The following is a 24,585-nucleotide window of genomic DNA, read 5'->3' as shown; positions in this document are numbered from 1 at the left end:
GGGGCGATGGCGATCGAGGTGTCGACGTGGCGCTCCATGCGTAGCGACAGGGTCTCCAAGCCCTGGATGAGCAGCCATGCGCTGTTCGGCGAGATGGCCGCGCCGAGGTCACGCAGCAACTGCACGCGCGCCTTGATGACGTAGGCCAGCCCGTCGCCGACGGCCGTCGTGTAGGACGCGCCGTGGTACGAGGGGTCGGGTTCGGTCAGCCCCGGGAACCTCTCGACGTTCTGCGACCAGGCGAACCGGCCGCCGTCGACGATCGCCCCGCCGAGCACCGTGCCGTGGCCGCCGAGGAACTTCGTCGCCGAGTACACGACGATGTCGGCACCGAACTCCAGCGGGCGGATCAGGTACGGGGTCGCGATCGTGTTGTCGACGATCAGCGGCAGGCCGTTCTCGTGCGCGATGTCGGCGACGGTCTGGATGTCGAGGATGTTGACTTTGGGGTTGCCGATCGTCTCGGCGAAGAACAGCTTCGTGTTCGGGCGCACCGCGGCCCGCCACTGCTCGGGGTCGTCCTGATCCTCCACGAAGGTGACCTCGATGCCGAGCTTGGCGAGCGTGTACTTGAACAGGTTGTAAGTGCCGCCGTAGATCGAACTCGACGCGACGAAGTGGTCGCCGGCCTCGGCGATGTTCAGGATCGCGAACGTCTCGGCCGACTGGCCCGACGCCACGACCAGGCCACCGGTGCCACCGTCCAGTGCTGCCAGCCGCTGCTCGACGACATCGGTGGTCGGGTTCATCAGCCGGGTGTAGATGTTGCCGAACTCCGCGAGGGCGAACAGGTTCGCCGCGTGGTCGGTGTCGTCGAAAACGTAGGACGTGGTCTGGTAGATCGGGGTGGCGCGCGACTTGGTGGTCGGGTCGGGGCTGGCTCCGGAGTGGATCTGCTTGGTTTCGAAGCGCCAGTTCGCGGTGTCGGTCATGTCGGTCCATCCTGGTGGGAGATCGGGTCGTGGCGCACGGCGGATGCCGTGATCCGCTCTTGACAGTACGAACTGCGTGCGTTGTCAACAAGACTCCGGAAATGTGTCGTAACACGCGGTCCGGCTACCGTGGGGTGATGACGACACGACGTGCGGTGGTGACCGGGGCGAGCTCGGGGATCGGGGAGGCAACGGCACGGGCGCTGAGCGCCACCGGCTGGGAGGTCGTCGGTGTCGCCCGGCGCGCCGACCGGCTGGCCGCGCTGGATGCCGAGATCGGCAGTGCGTCGTTCGCCGCCGACCTCACGCGCGACACCGACGTGGCCGCGCTCGTGGCGCACCTGGCCGCCACCGGCCCGGTGCATGCACTGGTGCACGTCGCCGGCGGCGCGCGGGGGACCGACCGGGTCGAGGACGGCATCCTGGACGACTGGCGGTGGATGTTCGAGGCGAACGCCGTCTCGGCGCAGCGGGTCACCGCGGCCCTGTTGCCGCTGCTGCGGGTCGCGGCGGCGGATGCCGGTCACGCCGACACGCTGTATCTGACCTCGACGGCGGCGCAGACCGCGTACCCTGGCGGCGCGGGCTATAACGCCGCGAAAGCCGCTGAGTCGATGCTCGTCGCCGCGCTGCGCCTGGAGCTCAACGGCGAACCGATCCGCGTCATGGAGGTCGCTCCCGGGCTCGTGCACACCCCCGAGTTCACGCTCAATCGGCTCGGCGGCGACCAGGCGGCCGCGGACAGGGTCTACGAGGGCGTCGAGCAGCCGCTGACGGCGGCCGATGTCGCCGACGTGATCGCGTACGCCCTGAACGCCCCCGGTCACGTCAACCTGGACCTGGTGACGATGCGACCGGTCGCACAGTCCGCTCAGTACCTGCTGGCCCGCGGCCCGCTCCGTCCCCGCACCCCGTGACCAGGCTCCGGCGGCACGTCAGTCGCTCGCGAAGGCGACCCGGGGGACGAACATGAGCAGCGCGGCGGCGACGAAACCGCCAGCGGCGCAGACGGCCCACACCGTCAGGTAGCCGCCCAGGGAGGCGGCGGTACTGCTCGCGACCGCTCCCGCACCGGCGGCGAGGACGACCCCGAACACCGCCGAGGAGAACGTCCCGCCGATGGTCTTGGTGGTGTTGGTGAGCGCCGAGGCGACCCCGGTCTGACCCACGGGCGCCGCGGCGGCCGCCGCGGCGGGCAGGGCGCCCACGAGCGCCCCGCAGCCGAGTCCGGCGATGGACAGGTTCGCGAGCACCTGCCACAGTTCCCGATGGAACGGCAGGAACAGCGCGTAGCCCACCCCGACCAGCAGTGCCGCCCCGATCAACACGACGCGGGGCCGGGCCCGTCGCGACGTGACCGCGAACAGCAGCGCGCCGACGATGAGCGACACCAGGTACACCCCGATCACGTTCGAGCGTGCGGTGGCGTCGAGCCCGAGGCCGTACCCGAGCGAAGGGTCGGTTCCCGCGTAGGTCGACAGCGGGCCCTGGGCGCCGAGCAGGCTGATCCCGATCAGGAAGGCCGTGGCCTGCACCGGCCACATCTCGGGACGGCGCAGCACCCGGATGTCCACGGCCGGGTCGTCGCGGCGCAGCTCGAACCGCACGAACCACACCAGCACCGCGATTCCCGCGACCAGGAGCACCAGCACCCACCACCAGGCCGATGGCCCCAGGTCGAGCTCGCCGATCATCCGCAGCCACGCCAGCGCGCCGGTGACCAGCAGCAGGCCCCACGCGAGAATGACGAAGCCCGCGCTGTCGAGGCGCCGTCCCGGCTCCGGCGTCGACTCGGGCACGAACAGCCAGATGACGATGGCGATGACGGTCACCGCGATCGCGGGCACCATCAGGGTCAGGGTGAGGTCTCCCGTGGCGGCGTAGAGGCGCCCCGCCGCGAGTGCTCCCGCGATGGCCCCCGCCTCCAGCCCGACGACGAGGAGCCCCGCTGCGCGGCGGGTCAGCGACACCCCGCGGTTCTGGCGCCTGCCGCGCTCGAAGATCAACGCGATCTCCAGCGGCAGCCAGACGACGTAGAACCCCTGCAGCGACCAGGCCGCCAGAAAGGTCCAGAACGAGTCCGCGAAGGCCAGCCACCAGCTCGCCCCCGCCGTGAGCACGGCCGCCGCCAGCAGGATCCGCTTGTGGCCGTACATGTCGCCGAGCTTGGCGAGCACCGGCAGCACGAGCGCCGACAACAGCAACTGGCCCGCCTCGAACCAGTTGACGTCGGAGTCGTGGACGCCCAGGTGCACGACGATGTCGCTGAACAGCGGCACGTAGTAGCCCTGCAGGATGCCGCTGACGACCTCCACCAGCATGAACCAGCCGATGAGGCTCGCGGTGATGCCGACCGCAGACGAGCGCAGAGACGGGGTCACAGGGTGAGCCTATCCGTGCCCTCACCGCCGAGATCGCCAGAACTGCGGTGATACCGCGGGCAGGGTCGCCGTCCGGGCAATCTCGACCGGGGCGGGGGCCTAGGGTGGTCAGGTGCACAGTGCGTGCGTGTGCGCGCGTGGCGACCGATGAGAGGACGAATGCCGGTGACCGCAGAACGAGAGACGCTCACCTGGGACGGGTTCGGCGAGGCGTGTCGAGCGCTGGCGCGGCGTGTCGTCGCCGACGGTTTCGTCCCCGACGTGGTCGTCGCCATCGCCCGCGGGGGTCTCTTACCGGCTGGAGCGATCTCGTACGGACTCGGCGTCAAGAACTGCGGTGCCCTCAACGTGGAGTTCTACACCGGTATCGGATCGGTGCTCGACGCGCCCGAGATCCTGCCCCCCGAGCTCGACCTCAGCTACCTGGAAGGCAAACGGGTGCTCCTGGTCGACGACGTCGCCGACAGCGGGCGCACCCTGGCCCTGGCGGTCGATCTGCTGGCCGAGCGCGGGGCCGTCGTCCGCTCAGCGACCATCTACAGCAAACCCGGCTCGATCGCCCGTCCGGACTACGTGTTCGCCGAAACCGACCGTTGGATCAACTTCCCGTGGTCGTTCCGCGGCAGCGTCATCGAGGAGGATGCCGGGTTGCCGGCATCCGCGTGACCGATGGCGATGTCGCTCGAAGAGCTGGCCGCGGCCGGACTGATCGACGCGGGGTGGGCGCGCGCGCTGGCACCCGTCGCGGGGGAGATCTCCGCGCTCGGCGACCGGCTCCGGGCCGAGACGGTGGCCGGCCGCGGCTACCTGCCCCAGGGCGACCGGGTGCTGCGGGCGTTCTCGGCCCCGCTGGATGCGGTGCGGGTGCTGATCGTCGGACAAGACCCGTACCCCACGCCGGGGCATCCGATCGGGCTGTCGTTCGCCGTGGAACAGCAGGTGCGGCCCTTGCCGCGGAGCCTCGCCAACATCTACCGGGAGCTGTCTGACGACCTCGGCATCCCGCCCGCGCCGCACGGCGACCTGTCGGCGTGGGCCGATCAAGGTGTCATGCTCCTCAACCGTGTGCTCACCGTGCGGCCGGGTGCGCCCGCCTCGCATCGCGGGTGGGGGTGGGAGGCGGTCACCGAGCACGCCATTCGCACTCTCGTGGAGCGCGACGCACCGCTGGTGGCGATTCTGTGGGGGCGGGATGCCGCGGGCCTGCGGCCGCTGCTGGGCGCCACCCCGGCGGTGGCGTCGCCGCATCCGTCGCCGCTGTCGGCGAGCCGCGGCTTCTTCGGGTCCCGCCCGTTCTCGCGGGTGAACCGGATGCTCGAGGACCTCGGCGCCGAGCCGATCGACTGGCGCGTCGAGCGGTGAGCGCCGCCGCGTAGGCTGTTCGCATGCTGGAGGAGGAGTACGAGCGCGACCGCCGCCGTCGCCCGCGCCACCTGCGCCGTGCCGCCGAGCCGGAACCCGGGTTCCGCTACGAGATCCGCCCCGCCCGCCGCGAAGACATGCCGCACGTCCGCGAGATCTACAACTACTACGTCACCAACTCCGTGGTCACGTTCGACGAGAAGCGCTGGACGCACGCGCAGTGGGTGCAGAAGTTCGACTACCTCCACAAACTGTCGCTGCCGTTTCTGGTGGCCGTCTCGCCCAGCGGGCAGATCCTCGGGTACGGCCTGGTCTCGCCCTGGACCGGCAAGAGCGGCTACCGCTACACGGTCGAGAACTCCGTCTACCTGGGTCACGCCGCCACCGGCAAGGGCCTGGGCCGGGCGCTCCTGCAGGCGCTGATCACGGCGTGCGAGCAGCTCGGCATCCGCGAGATGGTCGCCGTCATCAGTGACAAGGGCGCCGAAGGGTCGGTGGCACTGCACGAGAAACTCGGCTTCGTGGAGGTCGGGCGGATGGGACGGGTGGGGTTCAAGTTCGGGCGGTCGCTCGGCACGATCTACCTGCAGAAGTCGCTCACGCCGGCGAAGAAGCGCTCATTTCTCCGGCGGCGGGGCTGACTCCGGTCGTGTCCCGGAGGCGGCGGCGCGCACCGCGTCGATGAGCTCGCGCCACGGGCCCCGCACCTGCTGCTCGGGCAGGTCGGCCTGATGACGGTGGGCTCCCGCCCGCGCCGACACCGACCAGGTGAAACGGTCCGCGCCGGATGCCGGCACGGGCGCGTCGTCCCACGGGCAGCGGTCGATCAGCACGATCCAGGTGGAGCGCTCCTCCGGTTCGGGGGCGACCGCCCATTCCCGGGTGAGACCGGCGAACCCGCCGGTGCGCACGACGGTGACGGCCACCCGTTCGCGTCCGGTCTCGCCCCCGCCCTCGCCGTCGCCCTCGGTCTCGGCGTCCCCGCCGCCGACGGGTTCGGCCGGTTCCTCAGACTGTGGGCGCATCGTCGATCACTCCCACGCCGACCCAGGCCGCACGTGTCGCGGCGGCCTCCTCCGACGCCGCGCCGTAGAGCGTCTCGGCGGTGGTCACGGTCGCCGCGGCGAAACCGGCGAAATCCGGCCGCCCCGTCACGCCGCCCAGGAGGGTGTCGTACCAGATGCGACCCGCGCGCTCCCACGCGAAACCGCCCAGCGCCGTGGCAGTGAGGTGGAACGCCTTGTTCGGGATGCCGGAGTTGATGTGCACTCCGCCGCTGTCGGCCGTGGTCGAGACGTAGTCGCGCATGTGCGCCGGCTGCGGGTCGCTGCCGAGCACGTCGTCGTCATACGCGGTGCCGGGCGCGCTCATCGAGCGCAGCGCGACCCCGCTGACGGCGTCGGTGAAGATCCCCGCACCGATGAGCCAATCGGCGGCCTCGGCGGTGTGGCCGAGCCGGTGCTGCTCGGTGAGCACGCCGACAACGTCCGACACCGACTCGTTGAGCGCGCCGGACTGTCCGATGTACTCCATCCCGCCGGCGGCGTCGATGACGCCGTGTGCCAGCTCATGGGCGATGACGGTCACCGACCGGGTGAACCCCGTGAAGACCTCGCCGTCGCCGTCTCCGAACACCATCTGCACGCCGTCCCAGAACGCGTTGTCGTACGCGACGCCGAAGTGCACCGTGGCCAGCAGCGCCGCGCCCGCGCCGTCGATGGAGGACCGCTCGAACGCGTCCCACAGGAAACGATGCGTGTAGCCCAGGCCGTCGAACGCCTCGTCGACGGCGGTGTCGTCGGTGGGGGGATCGTCCTCACCGCGCACGCGCACACCGGGCAGCTCCTCACCGTTCTGCGCGTCCGAGATGACGCGTTCGGGGGCGGGCGAGGCCTCGAACACCAGCGAGTCGCCGTCGACGGTCACATCGATCAGCCCGCGGCCCGACCGGTAGACGCGCGGAATCGCCAGAGTGGCCCGGGCGGCCTCCGCGGCGCGCGCCAGGTGCGGTGCGTCGGTGGTGGCCAGTCGCGTCAGCAGGTACGGCGGGATGATCGCGTGCATGCGCGCAACGTTACCCACCCTGGGCGACATCGTCACCGCTGCGGCGCGATGACGGGGATGGATGCCAGCAGGCGGCGGGTGTAGGCGACCTGCGGTTCCAGGAGCACCTTCTCGGTCGGGCCCTCCTCGACGATCCGCCCGTCCTTCATCACCAGCACCTCGTCGCAGAGGTTCTGCACGACCCCGATGTCGTGTGAGACCAGCAGCAGGGTGAGTTCTTCGGTGCGGCGCAGTTCGCGCAGCAGGTCGAGGATCTGAGCCCGCACGGTCACGTCGAGCGCCGACATCGGTTCATCGCCCACGAGGATGCGCGGGCGATGCGCGATCGCCCGCGCCAGCGCGATCCGCTGACGTTGTCCGCCGGAGAACTCGTGCGGGTACCGGTCTGCCATCTCGGCATCCAGGCCCACCCGGGTGAGGACATCGCCCACGCGCGCGCGGTGGTCCCCTCCGACCCCCAGCGCCCACAGCGGCTCGGCCACGACCCGCCCCACACTCATCCTCGGGTCGAGCGACGCGTACGGGTCCTGGAACACGATGCCGGTCATCCGCCGCAGCCAGTGCAGATCACGGGCCCGGGCGCCGGCGTCCACGTCGCGGCCGTCGACGGTCACTGTCCCGGCGGTGGGGGAGTCCAGCCCCAGCAGCAGGCGCACCAGGGTCGACTTGCCGGAGCCGGATTCGCCGATGACTCCCACCGCGGTCCCGGTGCGGATGTCGACGTCGACGTCTTCCAGTGCCGTCGTCCACGCCGCCGGGCCGGACAGCCGGGTGCGCGGGGCGCGGAAGCGACGGGTGAGCCCGCGTCCGGTGATCAGCGCGTCGGTCATGTCATCCCTCCCGGACGCCAGACGGTCGCGGTGGCGTCGCGCAGCAGCCCCTGCGCGACCGTCGAGGCCGGGGCGGTGAGAATGTCCGACAGCGGCCCGTGCTCGACGACGCGGCCGTCGTCGAGCACGACCGCGTGCGTGGCCACCTGCGACAGCACCGCCAGGTCGTGGGTGATGAACACGAGCGACATCCCGTCATCGCGCACCAGGGTCGTGAGCAGTTCCAGGATCTCGGCCTGGATCGTGACGTCCAGCGCGGTGGTCGGTTCGTCCGCGATGAGCAGTCGCGGTCGGCACGCCAGGGCCATGCCGATCGCGACGCGTTGCCGTTGGCCCCCGGAGAGCTGATGCGGGTACCGGCGCACGATGGCTTGCGGGTTGCTCAACCGCATCCGCTCCGCTTCGGCGATCGCGCGCCGCGCCGCTTCCCGGCGGCCGACCCGTTCGTGGATGAGGATCGACTCGGCGATCTGGCGTCCCACGGTGCGGATCGGGTTGAGGGCGGTGCGCGGCTCCTGGAACACGATGCCGATCTCGTCGCCGCGCAGTTTCGCCAGCTCGGCGTCGCGCATTCCGATCAGCTCGGTCCCGTTCCATCGGATGCTGCCGTGGGCGCGTGCGCCATCGGGGAGCAGGCCCAGCAACGCCATCGCGGTGATCGACTTGCCCGACCCCGATTCGCCGATCAGGCCGAGGCGTGCACCGTCCGGCACCTGGAACGACACGCCGTCGACGATACGGCGCCCCGCGATCTCCACGACGAGGTCCTGCACCTCCAGACTCATGCGATCACCGCCGGGGTGCGCTCGCGGCTGTCGGCCGCCCGCCGCGACAGGGTGGGGTCGATGGCCTCGCGCAGCGCGTCGCCGAGGAGGTTCAGCCCCAGCACCGTGATCGCGATCACGACACCGGGCCACACGACCGCGAGCGGGTGCGCGGTGATGTAGGACTGCAGGTCGCCCAGCAGCACCCCCCAGCTGGGCTCGGTGATCGGCGCGCCGAAGCCGAGGTAGCTCAGGCCCGCTTCGGCGAGGACCGCGACGGCCATGCCCCACGAGAGCTGGACGACGAAGACCGGCGCCACGTTGGGCAGCAGGTGCCGCCAGAGGATCTGGAACCGGGTCAGCCCCGACGCGCGCGCCGCGATCACGAAGTCGCTGTGCAGCACCCGGCGCAGCTCCGGTCGGGTGACGCGCGCGACGTTGACGCCGAATCCGATGCCGACCGACACGATCACCACCAGCAGTGATCCGCCCCACACCGAGGACAGCATCATCGCGATCAGCAGCACCGGGAACGCCACGAGGATGTCCACCAGCACCGCCACCGATTCGCGCACCGCGCGGGTGGTGAGCGCGCCCAGGGCCGCCAGCGACAGCCCGATGGCGGTGGCCACCGCCCCGGCGCCCAGCGCCACCCACACCGTCGTGCGCGCGCCCGCCATGATCAGGCTGAGGATGTCGCGCCCCGAGTTGTCGGTGCCCAGCAGGTGCGGGATGCCGGGGCTCTGCCACCGTCCGGGGATGTCGACCTGGGCGGGATCGAACGGGGTCCACAACCACGAGACCAGCGCGGTCAGCCCCACGAGGACGACGACGCACAGCCCGAACCGGCCGGTGGCCACCGACCACAGGTTCGCGAGCCAGCGGGGGGCCCTCACGCCGCCTCCCGCTGCCGGGGATCGATGACGCGGTGGAGCAGATCGACCGCGAAACCGATGAGCAGCACGAGACCGGTCAGTGCCAGCAGCTCACCCTGCACTTTGGGTAGATCCCGCAGCCCCACGTCGGCGACCAGCATGCGCCCGATCCCGGGGAGGGTGAACAGCTGCTCGATGACGACGGCGCCGACGAGGATGCCGGCGATCTGCAAGCCCAGCACGCTGATGATCGACAGCCCGACGACGGGAAGCCCGTGCCGGATGAGGGCCCGGCCCCGGGTGAGGCCCTTCGCCGCGGCGGTGCGCACGTAGTCCTGCCCGATCGCCTGCAACGTGGCGCTGCGCACGAACCGCAGCAGCATGGCGCCCTCCACGACCCCGATGGTGAGGGCCGGCAGCAGCAGCGACTGGAACGCGCGTCCCGGCTCGGCCCACCCGGCGCGGGGGAACCCCTGGGCCGGGAACACGTCGAGCCAGACGGCGAAGACGACCACGAGCATCATCCCGGCCCACACCACCGGGATGGCGGCGACGGCCTGGGCGCCGATCGACAGTGCGGCACCGTCCGCGCGGCCGCGCCGCATCGCCGAGAGCACACCCAGCGGCAGCGCGATCAGCAGGGCGATCGCGAGCGCGATGAGTCCGAGCGGGACGGTGACCTGAGCCTTCTCGACGAGCTCGTCGATGACGGGTGTGCCGGTGCGCAACGAGACCCCCAGGTCACCGCGCACGACACCGGCCATCCAGTCGACGTACTGTGCGAGCGCCGGGCGGTCCAGCCCGAGCTGGACGCGCAGGGCGTCCACTTGCGCGGGAGTGGCGTTCGTCCCCGCGATCATCTGCGCGACGTCACCGGGGAGCACCCGCAGCGTCACGAAGATCAGCACGCTGGCCACGACGAGCCCCAGCAGGAGAAGGGCGAGCCGGGTCAGCGCGTACTGGATCACCCGTCGCTCTTGACCAACTGGGACAGGTTGATGCGCGAGTTGACGTTGTCGACGGGCATCCCGGAGACGTTCGTCGCGACGGCGATGACCGAGGACCAGTTGTAGAGCCAGTCGGCGGCCATGTCCTCGGACACGATCCGCGCCGCCTCGGCCAGCAGGGCGGCCGCCTGGGCGTCGTCGGTGGCCGAGAGGGACTGCTGGTACAGATCCTGCACCTGCGGGTTGTCGTAGGTGAAGTAGTAGTCCGGGTTGGCCCAGTTCTCGAAGTCGCGTGGCTCGGCGTGGTTGACCACGCTCAACTCGTAGTCCTTGTTGGTGTAGACGTCGGTGATCCAGGTGCCGAAGTCCACGGCGTTCACCTTCAACGTGATGCCCACCGCGTTGAGGTTCGACACCAGGATCTGCGGGACGGTGGTCTCGTAGGCGGCCGGGGTGGTGAGGGTCAGTTCCAGGTTCTCGGCGCCGGCGTCGGCCAGGAGCGCCCGAGCCGCATCCGGGTCGTACGAGATCACGTCGGAGAGGTCTTCGTAGCCGGGGTCGGGCTCCGGAATGGGGCCGTACAGGGTCTGCCCCGAACCGACCGCCTCGACGATCGCGTCGTGGTCGATCGCCCGGCGGACGGCCTCACGGACGCGCTTGTCGGCGAGGGGTCCCGAGGTGCTGTTCATGGCGAGCACGCTCTTGTCGGTGGCGCTGCCGACCTGCACCACGAAGTCGCCGGACGCCTCGGCCTGGGTGGCGAGGTTCGCCTCCAAACCGGTGATGATGTCGAGTTCGCCCGCGAGGGCCGCGTTGATGGCCGCCTGCTGTTCGGGGATGAAGGTGAAGACGACCTCGGCCACGCCGGCCGGCTCCCCCCAGTAGTCTTCGGTGCGGGTGAGGGTGATGCTGTCGCCCTGTTTCCACGAGGTCAGCGTGAACGGTCCGGTGCCGTTGGCCTCGGTCTCGTAGGCGATGTCGTCGTTGCGTTTGAACACGAGTCCGGCCCGGCCGGTGAGGTTCCACAGCAACGACGAGTCGGGTTCGGACAGGGTGAGGGTGATGGTCTGACCCTCGAAGTCAAAGGAGTCCACCCGGTCGAGGCGGGCGGAGTCGCTCCACGCGGGCGTCTCCTGCCGGGTGCGCAGCGACCACACCACGTCGCGCGCGGTCAGTTCGCTGCCGTCGTCGAACGTGACGCCCTCGCGCAGCGTGAAGGTGTAGGTGAGGTTGTCGTCGCTGACGGTGTAGTCCTCGGCGAGAGACGGCACGATCTCCCCGTCGGCGGTGCGGGCCAGCAACCCCTGGTAGACGTTGTCGATCAGGATCTGGTCCAGCGCGACCCCGGCGGTCTGACGGATGTCGAGGTTGCCCGGTTCCAGGGCCAGCCGGATCGAGACGCTCGCGTCCGGGTCGGGCTCGCTCACGACCGTGGTGGGCGCGGGGTCGGCGGAGGACGTGCACCCCGACAGGGCGAGGGTGCCGACGGTCAGCAGCGCCACGGCGGCGAGGGCGGTACGGCGGAACATGTGCTCGGGTTGTCCTTTCGCGGGGGCAAAGCGGATTCGCGCGCGACCGCCTTGCACACGGTGGTGCGGGTTACAGCCTAGGCGTCTGGGCGCCCGCCCGCGGCATCGGTCGTCATGAAGCGTCAACAGCGGCGTCGGGGGAGGCGAGCCGGGCCACGAGGCGCCCGAGGGCGACGGGCTGCTCCTCCTGCACGTTGTGACCGCTGTCGAACTCGACGACGGTCGCGTGGGGGACCCGCCGCACGAACTCGTCCCGGTGGGCCTCGGTGACGAACCCCCGGGTGCCGCGCACCAGCGTGATGGGGCAGCGGACGCCGGTGAGGTCGTCCCAGCCGTCGGATCTCGGCCGCGGCGGCGTGCCGTCGTCGCCGTGTGCGGCGAGCCGGGCCGCCAGGTGCGCGAAGTGGTGTTTCCACTCCACGCGTCCGTCCGTACGGATCCGTGAATTGTGGAACACGCCGCGGGTGGCCGCGGCGCGGTCGCCGCCCAGGCCGAACGCCAGCGCGCGGTCGACCAGTTCGTCGCGCGTGGCCCAATCGGTGGGCCCGGCGAAGAACTCGCGCAGCGAGGCCGCCCCCGAGCCCGATGTGGCCCCGGGGGTGATGTCCACGATCACCAGGGCGTCGGCAAGGGCCGGGTTCTCGGCGGCCAGGGCGGCCGCAGTCAGCCCGCCCAGCGAGTGACCGACCACGAGGAGTCGCTCCGGTGCCCACGCGGCCAGGGCCTCGGCAATGTCGGGGGACAGGACGCGCGGGGCGTAGTCGGCGTCGTCGCGCCACGACGAGTCACCGTGCCCGGCGAGGTCCACCGCGAGCGCGGGAACCCCGGCCGCGAGGACGGTGACGTCCCAGGTGTGGGCGTTCAGGCCCGCGCCGTGGAGGAAGACGACCCGCGGCGGGGCATCGCCGTAGCGCAGGGCGCTGAGGGTCCGCCCGCAGGAAAGCCGGTGCGTGAGCCGCTGCACGACCGGGATGCCCGACACGCCGATGCCGGCCGCTTGACCGGAAAGGAACTGAAACTCGTCCACCCGGACCATTGTGCCCGATCATAGGCTTACGTCATGAGTGAGGAACGCCGGGTCCATCTGTCCCGCTCCGCGCGGGTCGCCTACGAAGCACTGGACGTGTTCTCGCGGACCGTCGGTACGTTCGCCGCGGAAGCGGGCATCGACGACCGCCTGAAGGAACTGGTGCTGCTGTACGCCTCACAGCTCAACGGGTGCGCCTACTGTGTGCGACTGCACACCGACCGTGCGCTCAAGGCCGGGCTCACCGCGGACGAGCTGACCCAGACCGCGACGTGGCGGGAATCGGGCGTGTTCAGCGCGCGCGAACGGGCGGCACTCGAGCTGACCGAGCGGTACGTGCGGATCCACGAGGGCGGGGTGCCGGACGAGGTCTACGACCGGGTGGGAGGCGTGCTGACCGAACCGGAGTACGTCGGCGTGAGCTGGCTGCTGGTGTCGATCAACGCCTTCAACCGGGTCGCGATCGCCGGGCGGTACCCGGTGCCGCCGCGCGGCGGAGGCGCCGCGGCGAAGTGAGCGCCGTGCGCGTCGACGGGGTCCTCAACTTCCGCGACGCGGGCGGGATGCCTGCCGGCGCCGGGTCGATCCGTGCCGGTGTCGTGTTCCGCTCCGGTCATCTCGCCCGGGTGCAGCCGGGCGGGGTTCGGGTGCTGCAGGAGCTGGGCATCCGCCGCATCGTCGACCTGCGCGACGACCTCGAGGTCGCTGCGTTGCCGACCCCGCCGCCACTGCGGGAGCTTGCACTGCGCGCCCCGGTGTTCGCCGGCTCGATGGAGTCCTTCCTCGCGCAGGACCACACCTTGGCAGAGGTGTACCGGCGTATGGTCGACGACTCCGGTCCACGGCTGGTCGCCGCCGTGCGTGCACTCACGCAGGACTGGCCGGCTCTGATCCACTGCACCGCGGGGAAGGACCGCACCGGTGTCGCGATCGCCCTGGCGCTGAGCGCCGCGGGCGCCGATCTGGACGCCGTCGTCGCCGACTACGCCCGGAGCGAGTCCTCGTTGCCGCCGGCTCGCCATGCCCAGGTGCGTGACTACCTGCGGCGCACCTACCCGGGCTCCCGGCACGCGGAAGAGCTCGCCGTCTGCTCGCCGGCACCGGTCATGCGACGGCTGCTGGGCGACGTCACGGAGCGCTTCGGGGGAGTGCCCGCCTACCTGATCGCGCACGGGATGGCCGGCGACGAGGTGGACGACCTGCGCCGCATCCTGTGGTCGGGTCCGGTGCCGTCACCGGGCCGGTGAGCGGTCCGAGGACGGAAACAGCGCGGCCGTCAGCGCGAGGGCCACGCCCGCGCCGATCAGTTGCGCTGCGAGGAACGGCACCAGCGAAGCGGGGGCGATGCCGGCGAACGTGTCGGTGAAGACGCGCCCGATCGTGACGGCGGGGTTGGCGAACGACGTCGAACTGGTGAACCAGTAGGCCGCGCCGATGTAGGCGCCGACCGCCGCCGCGATGACCGGGGCCGGGCGGCCGGTGCGGCTCAGTCCCTGCACGATCAGCACGAGCCCGGCGGTGGCGACGACCTCGGCCAGGAAGGTGGCGGGGGTGGCGCGGTCGGTGGCCGAGATCGCCGTCGGGGTGGCGAACATCGCGTTGGCGAGCACCGAGCCGCCGATCCCGCCGACGACCTGGGCCGGCAGATACACCCACAGGTCGCGCGCCGGTAAGCCCGCGCCGCGGCCCAGGAGGGTGTCGGCGAGCGAGACGACGGGGTTGAAGTGCGCGCCGGAGACCGGGGCGAGCAGCAGGATGAGCACGCCGAGGCCGAGTGCGGTCGCGATGCTGTTCTCGAGCAGCCGCAGCCCGGTGTCGGCGGACAGCCGCTCGGCGGCGATCCCGGAGCCGACGACGACGGCGACCAGCATCCCGGTGCCGAGCACTTCGGCGAGGGCCCGCCGCCACAGCGGTTGCCCGGTCACGTCCGCGGGATCGGGCGGCCGTGGGGGAGCAGGTCGGCGACCAGGGTCTCGATCCGGGAGCGGATCTCATCGCGGATGGGGCGGACCGCCTCGATGCCCTGGCCGGCGGGGTCGTCGAGCTGCCAGTCCTCGTAGCGTTTCCCGGGGAAGATCGGGCAGGCGTCCCCGCATCCCATCGTGATCACGACATCGGACTCGCGCACGGCGTCGACGGTGAGTAGCTTCGGGGTGCCGGCGGCGATGTCGATGCCGTCCTCGGCCATCGCGGTCACGGCGACCGGGTTGATCTGCTCCTTCGGCGCGGAACCGGCCGACAGCACCTCGATGCGGTCTCCCGCGAGGTGCTGCAGGTAGCCGGCGGCCATCTGCGACCGGCCGGCGTTGTGGACGCAGACGAACAGGACGGTGGGATTGTCGCTCATGGCGGGTCTCGCTTCCTCTCTCGACAAAGCATAGACAAATATCTATGAGTCTCGGAGCGGTGTGCCGATCAGTTCGACGAGCAGCTCCCGCACCCGCCGGTCGATGTCGTCGCGGATCCGCCGGATGACGCTCATCGGCTGGCCGGCCGGGTCGGCGAGGTCCCAGTCCAGGTAGCGGCGGCCGGGATGGACCGGGCAGGCATCGCCGCAGCCCATCGTCACCACGACATCCGCGGTCTTCACGGCGTCGTCGGTGAGCGGCTTGGGAAACTCCCCGCCGAGGGGAACGCCGATCTCATCGAGGACGGTCACGATCGCCTCGCGGACGTCGCCCGCCGGTGCCGATCCCGCGGTGCGCACGACCACCTTGTCGCCGGCGAGCTGCCGAAGGATGCCCGCGGCCAGTTGCGAACGACCGGCGTTGTGGACGCACACGAACAGTACCGAGGGGATATCGACGGTGCCGGCCGTGGTGCGGTGCAGGTCGTCGAGGCGCGCTGCCGCGAACGCGGCGGTGCGGGAGGCGAGGAGGGTCGCGGCGCCGCGGCCGGCGAGCAGCGCGCGGGAATCGCTGACGTAGCGCGCGATCGTCTCGCGGCTGAAGACGCCCTGGTAGCGAGCGGCGAGATCGTCCACCACGCGGTCCCAGTCCGGCTCCGCCGGCGCGGCGGCCGGGGAGCCGAGGAAGGCCGCCACGCGCGCGGCTTCGTCGGGGTTGATCGAGTACCAGACGCGTCTGCCTTCCGGTTCGCGGGTCACCAGCCCCTCGGCGTGCAGTGCGGCCATGTGGTGGCTCACGGTGGGTTGGCGCAGCCCGAGTTGGTCCGCGAGCCGGCTCACCATGGCCCGCCCGCCCTCCGCGTGGCGGATCAGCCGGACCATCCGAGCGCGCGTGGGATCGGCGAGAACCGCCAGCGCGGGAGTGTCCACCGGCGATTCCATAGACCGAAGTCTATCTGCGGTGGGGAGGCCGGCGCAGAAGTTAGGCATGCCTACCCTTGCGGATATACTGGACCGGTGACCTCCACCGTACTCCCCGCGACGAGCCGACGGGCCGCCCGCCGCGAACGCGTGCAGTACCTGGTCGCGGCCGACGAGACCTCGCTGCCCGAACTCGAAGCACTCCTGGTCACGCTGCCGCTGTGCGCCACGGGCCGCGCGTTCGTCGAGGTGCCGGACGTCGCCTGGATCGCGCCGCTCGCCGCGCCGCCACGGATGACCGTGGCCTGGCTGGACCGGTCGCGCCGGACCGGCGAGCCCGGCAGCGGCCGCGGATGCCGCCCGGGGCAGGCCCTGGCCCGGGCTGTCGCCGGCTGGGCCGAGGAGATGCTGTGCGTCGCGGGCGACACCACGCGCGTCCACCTGCTGGGCGGCTACCTCGGCTCGGCGGACATCTTCGAGCACCTCACGACCGTAGGCGTCCCCGCGTCAGCGATCGCGGCTCCGGTGCGGTTCGGCCTGACCGTCGTCTGAGCGCCCCGGGCGTCGCGACACATAGTTGCCGTCTTCGAGCCCCGCGAGGACCTCGAACCGGTTCGTGAGCGGATTGCGCCCGGCGAGGAGGTACAGCAACGGCAGCAGCATCCCGTACCGCCGCCACTGGCGAGCGTGCTCCGCCTCGTGGCGCAGCACGGCCGCGGTGACCGGCGCGGCGCCGGTCAGATAGCACCGGCCGACGCAGACACCGCCGCGGCCGAACGTCCATGAGGGCATGCCGGTGAACACCCACAGGTCGCCGCGCCGGCATACGCGACCGGTCGACCACAACGATCCCCACGCCCACCCCACGGCGGTGCCCCACCAGAAGCCGAGGCGGCTCACCGGTGAGTCGAGCAGCACACCCGGCAGCAGCCGGTCGAGGCGCTCGCCGCGCGCCACCGCCCTCGCCGCGCGCTGCTCCCAGCCGATCGGCGGTCGTCTCACGCGAGCGCCGCCACGATGCGCAACAGCGCGCCGAGGTCGTCCACCGCCACCTGCGCTGTCGCGGGCGCGAACCCGCACAGCGACGCGCCCACCAGGGGCAGCTGTGCGCGGACCTGGGCGATGGCCGCCGTCAGCTGCGCGACCGTCATCCCGAACGGGACGCTGTCGGTGACCCCGGCGATCTCCGCCGGATCGAGCACGTCGACGTCGACGTGGACGAACACCGCGTCGGCGCCGGTGGCGCGGACGGCGGCCACCAGGGTGTCGGCGTCCGCCTCGGCGGGAACCAGGCGCAGGCCGGTGTCGGCGGCGAACTGCTCTTCGGCGGCATCCAGCGACCGCGCGCCGGCCAGCACGATGCGCTCCGGCGGCACCGGGTGCTCGGCGGCGAGCGGTCCGTCACCGGTCACGGCGCGCAACGCCATGCCCCCGAACGCCCCCGATGACGAGGATGCTGCGGAGTGCAGGCCGCCGTGCGCGTCGAACCAGAGCACGGCCGTGGCCGGGTGGCGTCGCGCGGCATCCGAAACGGCAGCGACGGCGACCCCGCAGTCACCGCCGACGACGATGGCGGGGTTGTCGCGCAGCGCCTCGGTCAGCTCGTCCCGGACGCGGCGCAGGGAACTGTACCGGCGGATGCCGCTCTCCAGCGGCTCACCCGCCTCGACCGGCACGTCGAGCACGGTGCACGCCGACCGGGGCAGGTCCCCGGCGATCGCCTCGGCGCCGGAGGCGAGCAGCATGGCGCGTGTGGCGGGGGAGCCCTGCCACTGCGGGACGACGACGAAGCGGGCCACGGGCACGTCCTTTCTCGAAGCGACCTCGCGGCGCCGGATCCCTCGATCCGACGCCGCGAACCGGATGGTTCCGGCGCGGTTACTGACCGATCGCCGGAGCGGACGACCCGCCCGCCTTCAGCGCGGCCAGGCGCGCTTCGACCTCGGTGAGCTCTCCCACGTCCTCCAGGGCGTTGAACTGCGCATCCAGGGTGGACGCGGCCAGTTCCTGCTTGCCGGCGGCGAGCGCCTCCTGGCGGCGCACCTTGTCCTCGAATCGGCCCAGTTCGCTCGTGGGGTCGAGAACATCGATGGATTTGACGGCGTCGTGCACCTTGTTCTGGGCCTCGGCGGTCTTCGCGCGGGCGAGCAGCTCGGAGCGCTTGGACTTGAGCTGCTCCAGCTTCTGCTTCATGCCGTTGAGGCCGTCCTTGAGCTTGTCGACGACCTCGCCCTGGGTCTCGATCGACGGGCCGATCGCCTTCGCCTCGTTCTCCTCGCTGATCTGGCGCTGCAGCGCGATCTTGGCGAGGTTGTCGAACTTGTCGGCGTCGGCGGTGTTGCCCGCCGTGCGCAGCTCGTCGGCCTTGCGGCTGGCGGCGAGGGCCTTGCTGCCCCACTCCGCGGCGGATTTGAGGTCCTCTTCGTGGTCGCGCTCCAGCAGGCGCAGGTTGCCGATCGTCTCGGCGATCGCCGCCTCGGCGTCGGCGATGTTGTTGGTGTAGTCGCGCACGAGCTGGTCGAGCATCTTCTGCGGGTCTTCCGCGGCGTCGATGAGCGCGTTGATGTTCGCCTTCACCAGGGTGGAGATGCGACCGAAAATGGACTGCTTTGCCATCGGGTTTCCTTTCATCGGGACGTTCCTCGTTGTGTGGTCTGTGTCGTGCCGGTCAGAAGCGGCCCCCTCCTCGCCGGGAGCGGGTGCCGCCGCCGCCGAAGCTTCCCGGACTGAACCCGCCGCCACCGCGGGACGAGGACGAGCCGCCCCCGCCGAACATGCCTCCCCCGCCGCCGCCGCGCGAGCCGCCCCCCAGGAGCGAATTGATGACGATGCCGCCCAGGATCGCGCCCATCATGTTGCCGCCGCCTTGTTGCTGGCCTCCGCCGAACATGCCGCCCCCCGAGAAGGCGCCCACGTCGGCCTGGGCGTGCTGCGTGGCCTGCTCGGCGAGCTGTCCCGCGCGCTGAGCCAGGCTGAGCGCCTGGGTGGGGTCGCTCTGGCTCAGCGAACGGGCCTGGACCAGGGTCGAGCCGGCTTCGGCGAGGCGGGTGCGGGCGGTGGCGCCCACCGCGCCACGCCGGGAGGTGATGAAGTTCTCCGCCGCCGACACCTGTGCGCCCACCTGCATGAGCGTCTGGTCGAGCACTTGCCGGGCGCGTTCGGCCTGTTGCTGGGCGGTGCGCACTCCGGCGATCGCGGCGTCGATCTCGGTGTTGACCCGTTCCAGCGCCTGCAGCGTCACGAGCGGCCGCTTCGCGGCACCGCTGAGGTTCTGACGGGCGACGTTCACCTGCTGCGCGGTGGCGGCCACGATCGGCGCGAGCGTGCCGGACGGGTCGGGGAGGGCGCCGGCGGTCGCGAGGTCCTTCTCCAGGTCGGCGATGAGCGCGACGGCGCTCTGCTCGCCGGCGGCGAGGTCGTCGCCGAGGGAGTCGACGGCCTCCTCCAGCAGACGTGCCTGGTCGACGGCCTCTTCGGCGGCGCGGATTCCGACGGCGGCGGCGGCGCCGTCGCCGGCCGCGAGGGCCTGCTGCGCCGAGGTGAGCTGGGTGTCGGCGAACTCGAGTCGGGAGGTCGCCTGCGACGGGTTGTCGGCGACGGTGGCCAGCGCCTCCGGCGCGTAGCTGCCCTGCAGGTTCGTCAAGCGCGCCTGAGCCCGTCGCACTCCGGTCAGGACGGTCGTGCGCAGTTCCTGGACGCGGGCGAGAGCCTCGGGGGCGTTCTGCTCCAACTGGCGCAGTTCGTCGAACGCGGCGGCCTTCGCGTCGAGCTCATCGCTGGCCGTTTCGCACAGGCGCAGGATCTCGGTGTTCCATTCGCGCTGCTGCGCCTCGGTGTCCTCGATGCCGTCGTCGAGCTGCTGTTGCAGGGCGAACGCGGTGTCCAGGCTCTCCTTGGCGTGGGCGAGCACGGTGGCGAACTCCGCGGTCGCCGACTCTCCGAACTGGGCGCTCGCGAACCCGAGTTCCTGCTCGCTGGTCTTGATCGCGTCGTCGGTCTGGACCAGCGCGGATGCCGCGCGTCGCGCCAGCTGATCGAGCGGTTCTGCCGGGGCGGCCGTTGCCCCCGCCGTGCCGGCGCGTGCGCGTCGGCGTCGGATCAGCACGATCGCGACGATGATCCCCCCCACGACGAGGATGCCGAGGAGGATCAGGAGTGCGCTGCCGCCCGAGCCGCCGATTCCGCCGGCGACGGCATCCTGCAGCCCGTCCGCGGCGGCAATGGCGCCACCCGCCCAGTCGCCGGAGGTGAGTTGCGGTTGGATGCGGTTCTGCTCGATGGTGGCGAGCTGGTCCTCACTGACCGGGCCGCTGGAGTCGCCGGAGAGGTAGTACTGCCGCCCCTCGGTGGCGATGGCGAGGAGGTACTGGTTGGGTCCGAGACCGTTGATCGACGCGGTCTGATTCGCCCACTCGGCCGGGTCGGCCGGGTCGGAGAAGTCGTCGACGTAGACGACCCAGAGGTCCACGTCGGTGTCGTCGCTGAGTGCGATCAGACGGTCCTGTACGGTCTGTTCGGCACCGGTGTCGAGCACGTCGGACTGGTCGACGAACCGGTTCTCGTCCAGAGAGATCGGACCGGTCGCCAGTGCGGCACTGGTCGCCCCCACGACCATCAGTGCCGCAGCCGCCAGCGCAAGTCCCCATCGGCGGCGCATCGGGTCCACCCTTCGTTGCCGGAGCTCATTCTCGTTAGCGAGTCTATGCGCCCGCCGACACGGGGCAAGCCAACCCCGGCGGGCGCGTGTTCAGCGGACGAAGCGCGACCACCGGTGCCGCTCGTGCGCGCCCGCCGCGCCTTCTCGATCGATCGACAGCCAGTTCGCGTTTCCATCGCACTCCGGGTCCCAACCGAGCGCGCGTTCGACCTCACTGCGGGTCGGGCTGTCACCGTGCGTGATGACGAGCACCTTCGGCAGCTCGTGGCCGTCGAACGACTCGCGGAGCATCTTGTTGACGGGTGCGTCACGGAAGGAGTAGCCGACGATGAGCCAATGCGTGCTGCCTCGCAGCGCCGTGCCGAACATCTCGTACGGCAGGCGAAACGGCGTCGCTTCCACGGCGGTCGCCTTGTCATGTTGCGTCGTGAGCACGACATCCGGCCGGGCGCTGCAGTTGCCGTCGCGGACCGCCCGCCACAGTTCGGGTGTCACACGGTCGCGACTGATCTTCAGGTGCGTCCCCGTGCCGTCGTCCCAGTACGCCAGCGAGCCGTGCAGGTGGAGCAGCCGCACGCGATGGGTCGCCGGGAAGTCGTCGGCGCACTGCCGCAGCGGGTATCCGGCGATCGACCAGTCGTGGGCGATCGTCAGCTCGCCCCCGAGCTGGCCGTGACCCATGTCGGCGACCTCGTCCTTGCACTCGCGCAGCAGCGACGCCAGCAGCAATGTGTCGTAGTTGAGGTTTCCGAACGACACGTCGCCCGTGAACTCGGTCACGATCGCTCGGACGAACTCCCGGAGGGCGCCGCTGCTCTCCTCGTTCGCGCGGGACCGCTCGGCGATCACCTCGAGCGCGTGCGACACACCGCTGTCGCGGACGCGTTCGGCGAACCGCGCGGTGCGGCGAATCGCCTGCTGCAGCTCATCGTCGTCCCTCTGTCCGGTCGCGGCGGAGAGGACCTCCAGCAGTTCGAGGTTGCGTCGTTCGGCATCGAAGGCGCCCAGCAGCACCTCGAAGTCGCCGTCGCTGCCGGCGCCGTCGGGCAGGGCGCGGTCGGCGATGCCGCGCATGGCGACGGACACGTCGTCTCCATCGGACTCGCCGATCCGCGCCACGACCTCCGTCGTGATGGAGCGCAGTGTCATCTGGTTGTTGACCGAGATGGACAGCCCGTTGCCCACCAATGCGGCCACGTGTGTGTCGGACATGGCACCCCCGTGCGATTCGAACCCTGACCCCATCGTTGCACGGGAGGGCGGCCCATCGGCGGGTCGCTGGCGCGTCGGGCCGTCGGCGCGGCAGGGGGCGGCTAAGCTCGCCGACTCGGAGGTCTCACGATGGACGATCGATACGGCACCGATGTGCTCGCCCCCGGATGGCGGGAGGCGGGCCGTCGACAGACACCGACGGTTCCGGCGGATGCGGGCCTGGTGGTAGAAGTCGCCGGGGACGGATTCTGTGGCGCCGTCGTCGCGGTCCAGGTGGGGCTCGTCGAACTGGAGGACCGCGCCGGCCGGCGCCGGTCGTTCCCGTTCGGGCCCGGCTTCCTCATCGACGGCGAGGTGGTCGAGCTGGTCGCGCCGACGCGGAAGGCGCCGGTGGGGCGCGCCCGGACCGCGTCGGGGTCGTTCGCGGCGCCGCAGCAGCGGGCGCGGGTGGCCCGGGCATCCCGCATCCTGGTCGAGGGGCGCCACGACGCGGAGCTGGTGGAGAAGGTGTGGGGCGCGGACCTGCGTGTCGAGGGCGTCGTCGTCGAATACCTGCAGGGGGTGGACCTGCTCGCCGAGGTGCTCCGCGACGATCCGCCGTCCGCGCAGCGCCGGTACGGCGTGCTGGTGGACCACCTGGTGCCCGGCTCGAAGGAGTCACGCCTGGCCGAGCAGGCGGTGCGCGGACCGCACGGACAGTACCTGAAGGTCGTCGGGCATCCGTACGTCGACGTGTGGGAGTGCGTGCGCCCCGCGGCACTCGGGATCACGGCGTGGCCGCAGGTGCCGCGCGGCGTGGAGTGGAAGGTCGGCGTGAGCCGCGCGCTCGGCTGGCCCGCCGCCGACCAGACCGACCTCGCCGGGAACTGGCAGCGCATCCTCGCGGCGGTGCGCACGTACCGTGACCTCGACCCGGCGCTGCTGGGCCGCGTCGAAGAGCTCATCGACTTCGTGACCGCCCCCTGACCTGGCCCCGGCGCGCAGAATTCCGTCTCCATCCGCGGATGAGGCCCGGGCGGCGCGAGCGGCGCGAGCGGCACACCGAATACTGAACCGGGTTCGCGGCCGGTGACCGGCTGGGTAGCCTGGGGGGATGCCCGATCCCGACGACGGTCCCCGCCGATTCCGTGACCGCCCGGTGTCGTTCGTGCGCCGCAGCGGCCGGATGAGCGACGGGCAGGAGCGCGCCTGGAGTGAGCTGGCCGACCGCTACCTGGTGCCGGTGGAGCGGGATGCGGCAGCCACCAGCATCCGGCCCGGCACGACGGTCGATCCGGTCGCGCTCTTCGGCAGGACGGCCCCGCTGACGGTGGAGATCGGCTCCGGGCAGGGGCACGCGATCGTGCACGCGGCCACGACGCGCCCGGGAGAGGACCATCTCGCCGTCGAGGTGTTTCGCGCCGGCCTGGCACGCACGATGCTCGACGCCGATCGTGCCGGGGTGGACAATCTGCGGCTCGTCGAGGGCAACGCCCCCGAGGTGCTGGAGCACCTGCTGCCGGAGGGATCGGTCGACGAGGTGTGGATCTTCTTCCCCGACCCGTGGCACAAGTCACGCCACCACAAGCGCCGGTTGATCGCGCCCGACTTCCCGCCGCTGGCGGCCCGCGCCCTGCGCGACGGCGGCCGGCTGCGGCTCGCGACCGACTGGCAGGACTATGCGGTGCAGATGCGCGAGGTCCTGGCGGATGCCGCGGACTTCCGTGCCGGGTTCGAGGGGGAGTGGGCGCCGCGGTACGAAGGCCGGGTCATGACCGCGTTCGAGCGCAAAGGGTTGGCGAAAGGGCGTGAGATCCGCGATCTCACCTACGTGCGCACGCCGCGCCGATGATGCGTTCCGGGGCGCCCGATCGTCCGGTCGTGTCGGCGGGCACGATCCCGGCGCTCCTGGTGTGTCTGGCGGCGCCGGCCCTGTTCGTTCTCCGGTTGCCGTGGCTGGGCTGGGTGCTGCTGGCGGCGGGTGTCGCCGTGGCGTTGCTGCGGGAGCGGCGCGCCGCGGTGGCGGCGGCGCCGTCGCTGACGCGGGATCTGGTGTTGATCGGGGCGGGGTTACTGATCGTCAACACCATCGATCTGAAAGCGGAGCTCGACAACGCGGCGATGCTGCGGTTCACGCTGGCGCTCGGCGGTGCGGTCGTTGTGCCGTACGTCGTGTCGCGGTTCGGGTTCCGTGACCGGGCGATCCGGTTTCCGTGGCGCGGCGGCGGCCGGTGGAGCGGGTTCCAGTGGGTGTGGCTGGTGGCGGTGCTGCTGTTGGCGTGGCTGATCCTGCCGTTCTACTTCATCACGTCGGGGGTGTATCAGAACTGGCCCGTCGTCGACACGCCCGACCTCGTCGCCCGGCTGTTCGTCGGGGTGGGCGCCGTCGGCATCTGGGACGAGCTGTTCTTCATCTGCACCTGCTTCGCGCTGCTGCGCCGCCACTTCGCGGACGCCGCGGCGAACGTGCTGCAGGCGATCGTGTTCGTGTCGTTCCTGTGGGAGCTCGGTTACCAGTCTTGGGGTCCGGTGCTGACCATCCCGTTCGCGCTGCTGCAGGGCTACATCTTCCTGCGCACCCGTTCGCTCGGCTACGTCGTGACGGTGCACCTCTTGTTCGACGCGGTGGTGTTCGCGGTGCTCGTGCACGCGCACAATCCCGGGGTGCTGGATGCGGTCTTCCTGGTCTCACCGTGAGCGCGATGTCCCCCGGAGGGCGCGCCGTCGTCGCTAGGATCGAACCACAACGTGGAGGAGG

At 71.3% G+C, this 24,585-nt stretch carries 28 protein-coding genes; 10 read left to right on the top strand and 18 right to left on the bottom strand.

All coding sequences use genetic code 11. The annotated features are described in order from the left end of the window. Positions 1–932 (bottom strand): O-acetylhomoserine aminocarboxypropyltransferase/cysteine synthase family protein (locus ACK5KK_RS10080; RefSeq protein WP_416889949.1); only part of this gene is annotated, 932 nt, incomplete at its 3' end. Between the two features lie 137 nt (positions 933–1,069). Between ACK5KK_RS10080 and ACK5KK_RS10075 the strand changes: the two genes are divergently transcribed. Beyond that, positions 1,070–1,849, top strand: coding sequence for an SDR family NAD(P)-dependent oxidoreductase (locus ACK5KK_RS10075; RefSeq protein ID WP_416889948.1), 780 nt, complete (start codon positions 1,070–1,072; stop codon positions 1,847–1,849). Positions 1,850–1,867: 18 nt separating this feature from the next. Here the strand turns inward: ACK5KK_RS10075 and ACK5KK_RS10070 are convergent, their stop codons facing one another. After that, entirely contained in the window at positions 1,868–3,253 is a 1,386-nt protein-coding gene (locus ACK5KK_RS10070) for an MFS transporter (RefSeq protein ID WP_416889952.1), read from the bottom strand. 225 nt (positions 3,254–3,478) lie between these two features. On the opposite strand from ACK5KK_RS10070, the gene ACK5KK_RS10065 reads away from it, so the two are divergent. From ACK5KK_RS10065 to ACK5KK_RS10055, 3 genes are read left to right on the top strand one after another with little or no spacing between them, the layout of a single operon-like run. Continuing rightward, positions 3,479–3,979: a phosphoribosyltransferase gene (locus ACK5KK_RS10065; RefSeq protein ID WP_416889947.1), complete on the top strand. Its 501-nt coding sequence runs from the start codon at positions 3,479–3,481 to the stop codon at positions 3,977–3,979. Between the two features lie 3 nt (positions 3,980–3,982). After that, positions 3,983–4,675: a uracil-DNA glycosylase gene (locus ACK5KK_RS10060; protein WP_416889946.1), complete on the top strand. Its 693-nt coding sequence runs from the start codon at positions 3,983–3,985 to the stop codon at positions 4,673–4,675. A 23-nt stretch (positions 4,676–4,698) separates the two neighbouring features. Beyond that, positions 4,699–5,316: a GNAT family N-acetyltransferase gene (locus ACK5KK_RS10055; RefSeq protein ID WP_416889945.1), complete on the top strand. Its 618-nt coding sequence runs from the start codon at positions 4,699–4,701 to the stop codon at positions 5,314–5,316. Here the strand turns inward: ACK5KK_RS10055 and ACK5KK_RS10050 are convergent. From ACK5KK_RS10050 to ACK5KK_RS10015, 8 genes are all read right to left on the bottom strand, one after another. Then, the gene (locus tag ACK5KK_RS10050; RefSeq protein ID WP_416889944.1) at positions 5,293–5,700 is read right to left on the bottom strand and encodes a protealysin inhibitor emfourin; all 408 of its coding nucleotides are present in this window, start codon (positions 5,698–5,700) and stop codon (positions 5,293–5,295) included. The genes ACK5KK_RS10055 and ACK5KK_RS10050 overlap by 24 nt on opposite strands. Next, positions 5,684–6,739, bottom strand: coding sequence for a M4 family metallopeptidase (locus ACK5KK_RS10045; RefSeq protein ID WP_416889943.1), 1,056 nt, complete (start codon positions 6,737–6,739; stop codon positions 5,684–5,686). Before ACK5KK_RS10045 ends, ACK5KK_RS10050 begins: the two co-directional genes overlap by 17 nt. A 32-nt stretch (positions 6,740–6,771) precedes the next feature. Beyond that, positions 6,772–7,569 (bottom strand): ABC transporter ATP-binding protein, encoded by a 798-nt coding sequence (locus tag ACK5KK_RS10040; protein WP_416889942.1) that lies wholly within the window; start codon positions 7,567–7,569, stop codon positions 6,772–6,774. Next, the gene (locus tag ACK5KK_RS10035; protein ID WP_416889941.1) at positions 7,566–8,354 is read right to left on the bottom strand and encodes an ABC transporter ATP-binding protein; all 789 of its coding nucleotides are present in this window, start codon (positions 8,352–8,354) and stop codon (positions 7,566–7,568) included. The genes ACK5KK_RS10040 and ACK5KK_RS10035 overlap by 4 nt, the downstream gene beginning before the upstream one ends. Continuing rightward, positions 8,351–9,229 (bottom strand): ABC transporter permease, encoded by an 879-nt coding sequence (locus ACK5KK_RS10030; RefSeq protein ID WP_416889940.1) that lies wholly within the window; start codon positions 9,227–9,229, stop codon positions 8,351–8,353. Before ACK5KK_RS10030 ends, ACK5KK_RS10035 begins: the two co-directional genes overlap by 4 nt. Next, positions 9,226–10,176: an ABC transporter permease gene (locus tag ACK5KK_RS10025; protein ID WP_416889939.1), complete on the bottom strand. Its 951-nt coding sequence runs from the start codon at positions 10,174–10,176 to the stop codon at positions 9,226–9,228. The genes ACK5KK_RS10030 and ACK5KK_RS10025 overlap by 4 nt, the downstream gene beginning before the upstream one ends. Next, a complete protein-coding gene (locus ACK5KK_RS10020; protein ID WP_416889938.1) occupies positions 10,173–11,684 on the bottom strand; it encodes an ABC transporter substrate-binding protein in 1,512 nt (503 codons plus the stop codon). The genes ACK5KK_RS10025 and ACK5KK_RS10020 overlap by 4 nt, the downstream gene beginning before the upstream one ends. Before the next feature lie 112 nt (positions 11,685–11,796). After that, positions 11,797–12,720: an alpha/beta fold hydrolase gene (locus tag ACK5KK_RS10015; RefSeq protein ID WP_416889937.1), complete on the bottom strand. Its 924-nt coding sequence runs from the start codon at positions 12,718–12,720 to the stop codon at positions 11,797–11,799. 24 nt (positions 12,721–12,744) lie between these two features. Here ACK5KK_RS10015 and ACK5KK_RS10010 point away from each other — a divergent pair, with 24 nt between their 5' ends. Next, positions 12,745–13,227 (top strand): carboxymuconolactone decarboxylase family protein, encoded by a 483-nt coding sequence (locus ACK5KK_RS10010; protein WP_416889936.1) that lies wholly within the window; start codon positions 12,745–12,747, stop codon positions 13,225–13,227. Between the two features lie 5 nt (positions 13,228–13,232). Beyond that, positions 13,233–13,958, top strand: a complete 726-nt coding sequence (locus ACK5KK_RS10005) for a tyrosine-protein phosphatase (RefSeq protein WP_416889935.1) — start codon at positions 13,233–13,235, stop codon at positions 13,956–13,958. On the opposite strand, the gene ACK5KK_RS10000 is transcribed toward ACK5KK_RS10005, so the two are convergent. The 3 genes from ACK5KK_RS10000 to ACK5KK_RS09990 are packed head-to-tail and all read right to left on the bottom strand — an operon-like array spanning position 13,944 to position 16,000. Then, a complete protein-coding gene (locus ACK5KK_RS10000) occupies positions 13,944–14,636 on the bottom strand; it encodes an aquaporin (RefSeq protein ID WP_416889934.1) in 693 nt (230 codons plus the stop codon). The genes ACK5KK_RS10005 and ACK5KK_RS10000 overlap by 15 nt on opposite strands. Beyond that, on the bottom strand, positions 14,633–15,058 hold the full coding sequence (locus ACK5KK_RS09995) for an arsenate reductase ArsC (protein WP_416889933.1): 426 nt from the start codon (positions 15,056–15,058) through the stop codon (positions 14,633–14,635). The genes ACK5KK_RS10000 and ACK5KK_RS09995 overlap by 4 nt, the downstream gene beginning before the upstream one ends. Before the next feature lie 42 nt (positions 15,059–15,100). Beyond that, positions 15,101–16,000: a metalloregulator ArsR/SmtB family transcription factor gene (locus ACK5KK_RS09990; protein ID WP_416889932.1), complete on the bottom strand. Its 900-nt coding sequence runs from the start codon at positions 15,998–16,000 to the stop codon at positions 15,101–15,103. Between the two features lie 75 nt (positions 16,001–16,075). On the opposite strand from ACK5KK_RS09990, the gene ACK5KK_RS09985 reads away from it, so the two are divergent. Beyond that, positions 16,076–16,531 (top strand): SIP domain-containing protein, encoded by a 456-nt coding sequence (locus ACK5KK_RS09985; RefSeq protein ID WP_416889931.1) that lies wholly within the window; start codon positions 16,076–16,078, stop codon positions 16,529–16,531. Here ACK5KK_RS09985 and ACK5KK_RS09980 read toward each other — a convergent pair. The 5 genes from ACK5KK_RS09980 to ACK5KK_RS09960 form a co-directional block, all read right to left on the bottom strand. After that, positions 16,487–16,981, bottom strand: a complete 495-nt coding sequence (locus ACK5KK_RS09980) for a Fe-S oxidoreductase (RefSeq protein ID WP_416889930.1) — start codon at positions 16,979–16,981, stop codon at positions 16,487–16,489. The two genes, ACK5KK_RS09985 and ACK5KK_RS09980, sit on opposite strands and share 45 nt — an antisense overlap. Continuing rightward, on the bottom strand, positions 16,978–17,778 hold the full coding sequence (locus ACK5KK_RS09975; RefSeq protein ID WP_416889929.1) for an arginase family protein: 801 nt from the start codon (positions 17,776–17,778) through the stop codon (positions 16,978–16,980). Before ACK5KK_RS09975 ends, ACK5KK_RS09980 begins: the two co-directional genes overlap by 4 nt. 79 nt (positions 17,779–17,857) lie before the next feature. Beyond that, positions 17,858–18,595, bottom strand: a complete 738-nt coding sequence (locus tag ACK5KK_RS09970) for a PspA/IM30 family protein (RefSeq protein ID WP_416889928.1) — start codon at positions 18,593–18,595, stop codon at positions 17,858–17,860. A gap of 52 nt (positions 18,596–18,647) precedes the next feature. After that, complete coding sequence (locus ACK5KK_RS09965; RefSeq protein ID WP_416889927.1) at positions 18,648–20,636, bottom strand: TPM domain-containing protein; 1,989 nt, start codon at positions 20,634–20,636, stop codon at positions 18,648–18,650. Positions 20,637–20,726: 90 nt separating this feature from the next. Then, positions 20,727–21,848, bottom strand: a complete 1,122-nt coding sequence (locus tag ACK5KK_RS09960; protein ID WP_416889926.1) for an SIR2 family protein — start codon at positions 21,846–21,848, stop codon at positions 20,727–20,729. Between the two features lie 129 nt (positions 21,849–21,977). Between ACK5KK_RS09960 and ACK5KK_RS09955 the strand changes: the two genes are divergently transcribed. The 3 genes from ACK5KK_RS09955 to ACK5KK_RS09945 all read left to right on the top strand — a co-directional run bounded on the left by ACK5KK_RS09955 (position 21,978) and on the right by ACK5KK_RS09945 (position 24,524). Beyond that, the gene (locus ACK5KK_RS09955) at positions 21,978–22,814 is read left to right on the top strand and encodes a DUF3097 domain-containing protein (RefSeq protein WP_416889925.1); all 837 of its coding nucleotides are present in this window, start codon (positions 21,978–21,980) and stop codon (positions 22,812–22,814) included. Positions 22,815–22,941: 127 nt separating this feature from the next. Beyond that, entirely contained in the window at positions 22,942–23,679 is a 738-nt protein-coding gene (gene trmB / locus ACK5KK_RS09950) for a tRNA (guanosine(46)-N7)-methyltransferase TrmB (protein WP_416889924.1), read from the top strand. Continuing rightward, complete coding sequence (locus ACK5KK_RS09945) at positions 23,679–24,524, top strand: CPBP family intramembrane glutamic endopeptidase (protein WP_416889951.1); 846 nt, start codon at positions 23,679–23,681, stop codon at positions 24,522–24,524. Before trmB ends, ACK5KK_RS09945 begins: the two co-directional genes overlap by 1 nt. Positions 24,525–24,585: the final 61 nt, after the last annotated feature.

Origin of the sequence: Microbacterium sp. (assembly GCF_047972865.1) — a bacterium.
GTDB lineage: Bacteria > Actinomycetota > Actinomycetes > Actinomycetales > Microbacteriaceae > Microbacterium.
The sequence above is the reverse complement of the archived record's forward strand: the minus strand, read 5'-3'. Positions and strand labels throughout refer to the sequence as shown.

Coding starts and splice junctions, on each gene's coding strand:
- ACK5KK_RS10075 (WP_416889948.1), top strand. CDS start 1,070: ATGACGACACGACGTGCGGTGGTGACCGGGGCGAGCTCGGGGATCGGG.
- ACK5KK_RS10070 (WP_416889952.1), bottom strand. CDS start 3,253: ATGCTGGTGGAGGTCGTCAGCGGCATCCTGCAGGGCTACTACGTGCCG.
- ACK5KK_RS10060 (WP_416889946.1), top strand. CDS start 3,983: ATGGCGATGTCGCTCGAAGAGCTGGCCGCGGCCGGACTGATCGACGCG.
- ACK5KK_RS10055 (WP_416889945.1), top strand. CDS start 4,699: ATGCTGGAGGAGGAGTACGAGCGCGACCGCCGCCGTCGCCCGCGCCAC.
- ACK5KK_RS10050 (WP_416889944.1), bottom strand. CDS start 5,700: ATGCGCCCACAGTCTGAGGAACCGGCCGAACCCGTCGGCGGCGGGGAC.
- ACK5KK_RS10045 (WP_416889943.1), bottom strand. CDS start 6,739: ATGCACGCGATCATCCCGCCGTACCTGCTGACGCGACTGGCCACCACC.
- ACK5KK_RS10040 (WP_416889942.1), bottom strand. CDS start 7,569: ATGACCGACGCGCTGATCACCGGACGCGGGCTCACCCGTCGCTTCCGC.
- ACK5KK_RS10035 (WP_416889941.1), bottom strand. CDS start 8,354: ATGAGTCTGGAGGTGCAGGACCTCGTCGTGGAGATCGCGGGGCGCCGT.
- ACK5KK_RS10020 (WP_416889938.1), bottom strand. CDS start 11,684: ATGTTCCGCCGTACCGCCCTCGCCGCCGTGGCGCTGCTGACCGTCGGC.
- ACK5KK_RS10015 (WP_416889937.1), bottom strand. CDS start 12,720: ATGGTCCGGGTGGACGAGTTTCAGTTCCTTTCCGGTCAAGCGGCCGGC.
- ACK5KK_RS10010 (WP_416889936.1), top strand. CDS start 12,745: ATGAGTGAGGAACGCCGGGTCCATCTGTCCCGCTCCGCGCGGGTCGCC.
- ACK5KK_RS09995 (WP_416889933.1), bottom strand. CDS start 15,058: ATGAGCGACAATCCCACCGTCCTGTTCGTCTGCGTCCACAACGCCGGC.
- ACK5KK_RS09990 (WP_416889932.1), bottom strand. CDS start 16,000: ATGGAATCGCCGGTGGACACTCCCGCGCTGGCGGTTCTCGCCGATCCC.
- ACK5KK_RS09970 (WP_416889928.1), bottom strand. CDS start 18,595: ATGGCAAAGCAGTCCATTTTCGGTCGCATCTCCACCCTGGTGAAGGCG.
- ACK5KK_RS09965 (WP_416889927.1), bottom strand. CDS start 20,636: ATGCGCCGCCGATGGGGACTTGCGCTGGCGGCTGCGGCACTGATGGTC.
- ACK5KK_RS09960 (WP_416889926.1), bottom strand. CDS start 21,848: ATGTCCGACACACACGTGGCCGCATTGGTGGGCAACGGGCTGTCCATC.
- ACK5KK_RS09955 (WP_416889925.1), top strand. CDS start 21,978: ATGGACGATCGATACGGCACCGATGTGCTCGCCCCCGGATGGCGGGAG.
- trmB (WP_416889924.1), top strand. CDS start 22,942: ATGCCCGATCCCGACGACGGTCCCCGCCGATTCCGTGACCGCCCGGTG.
- ACK5KK_RS09945 (WP_416889951.1), top strand. CDS start 23,679: ATGCGTTCCGGGGCGCCCGATCGTCCGGTCGTGTCGGCGGGCACGATC.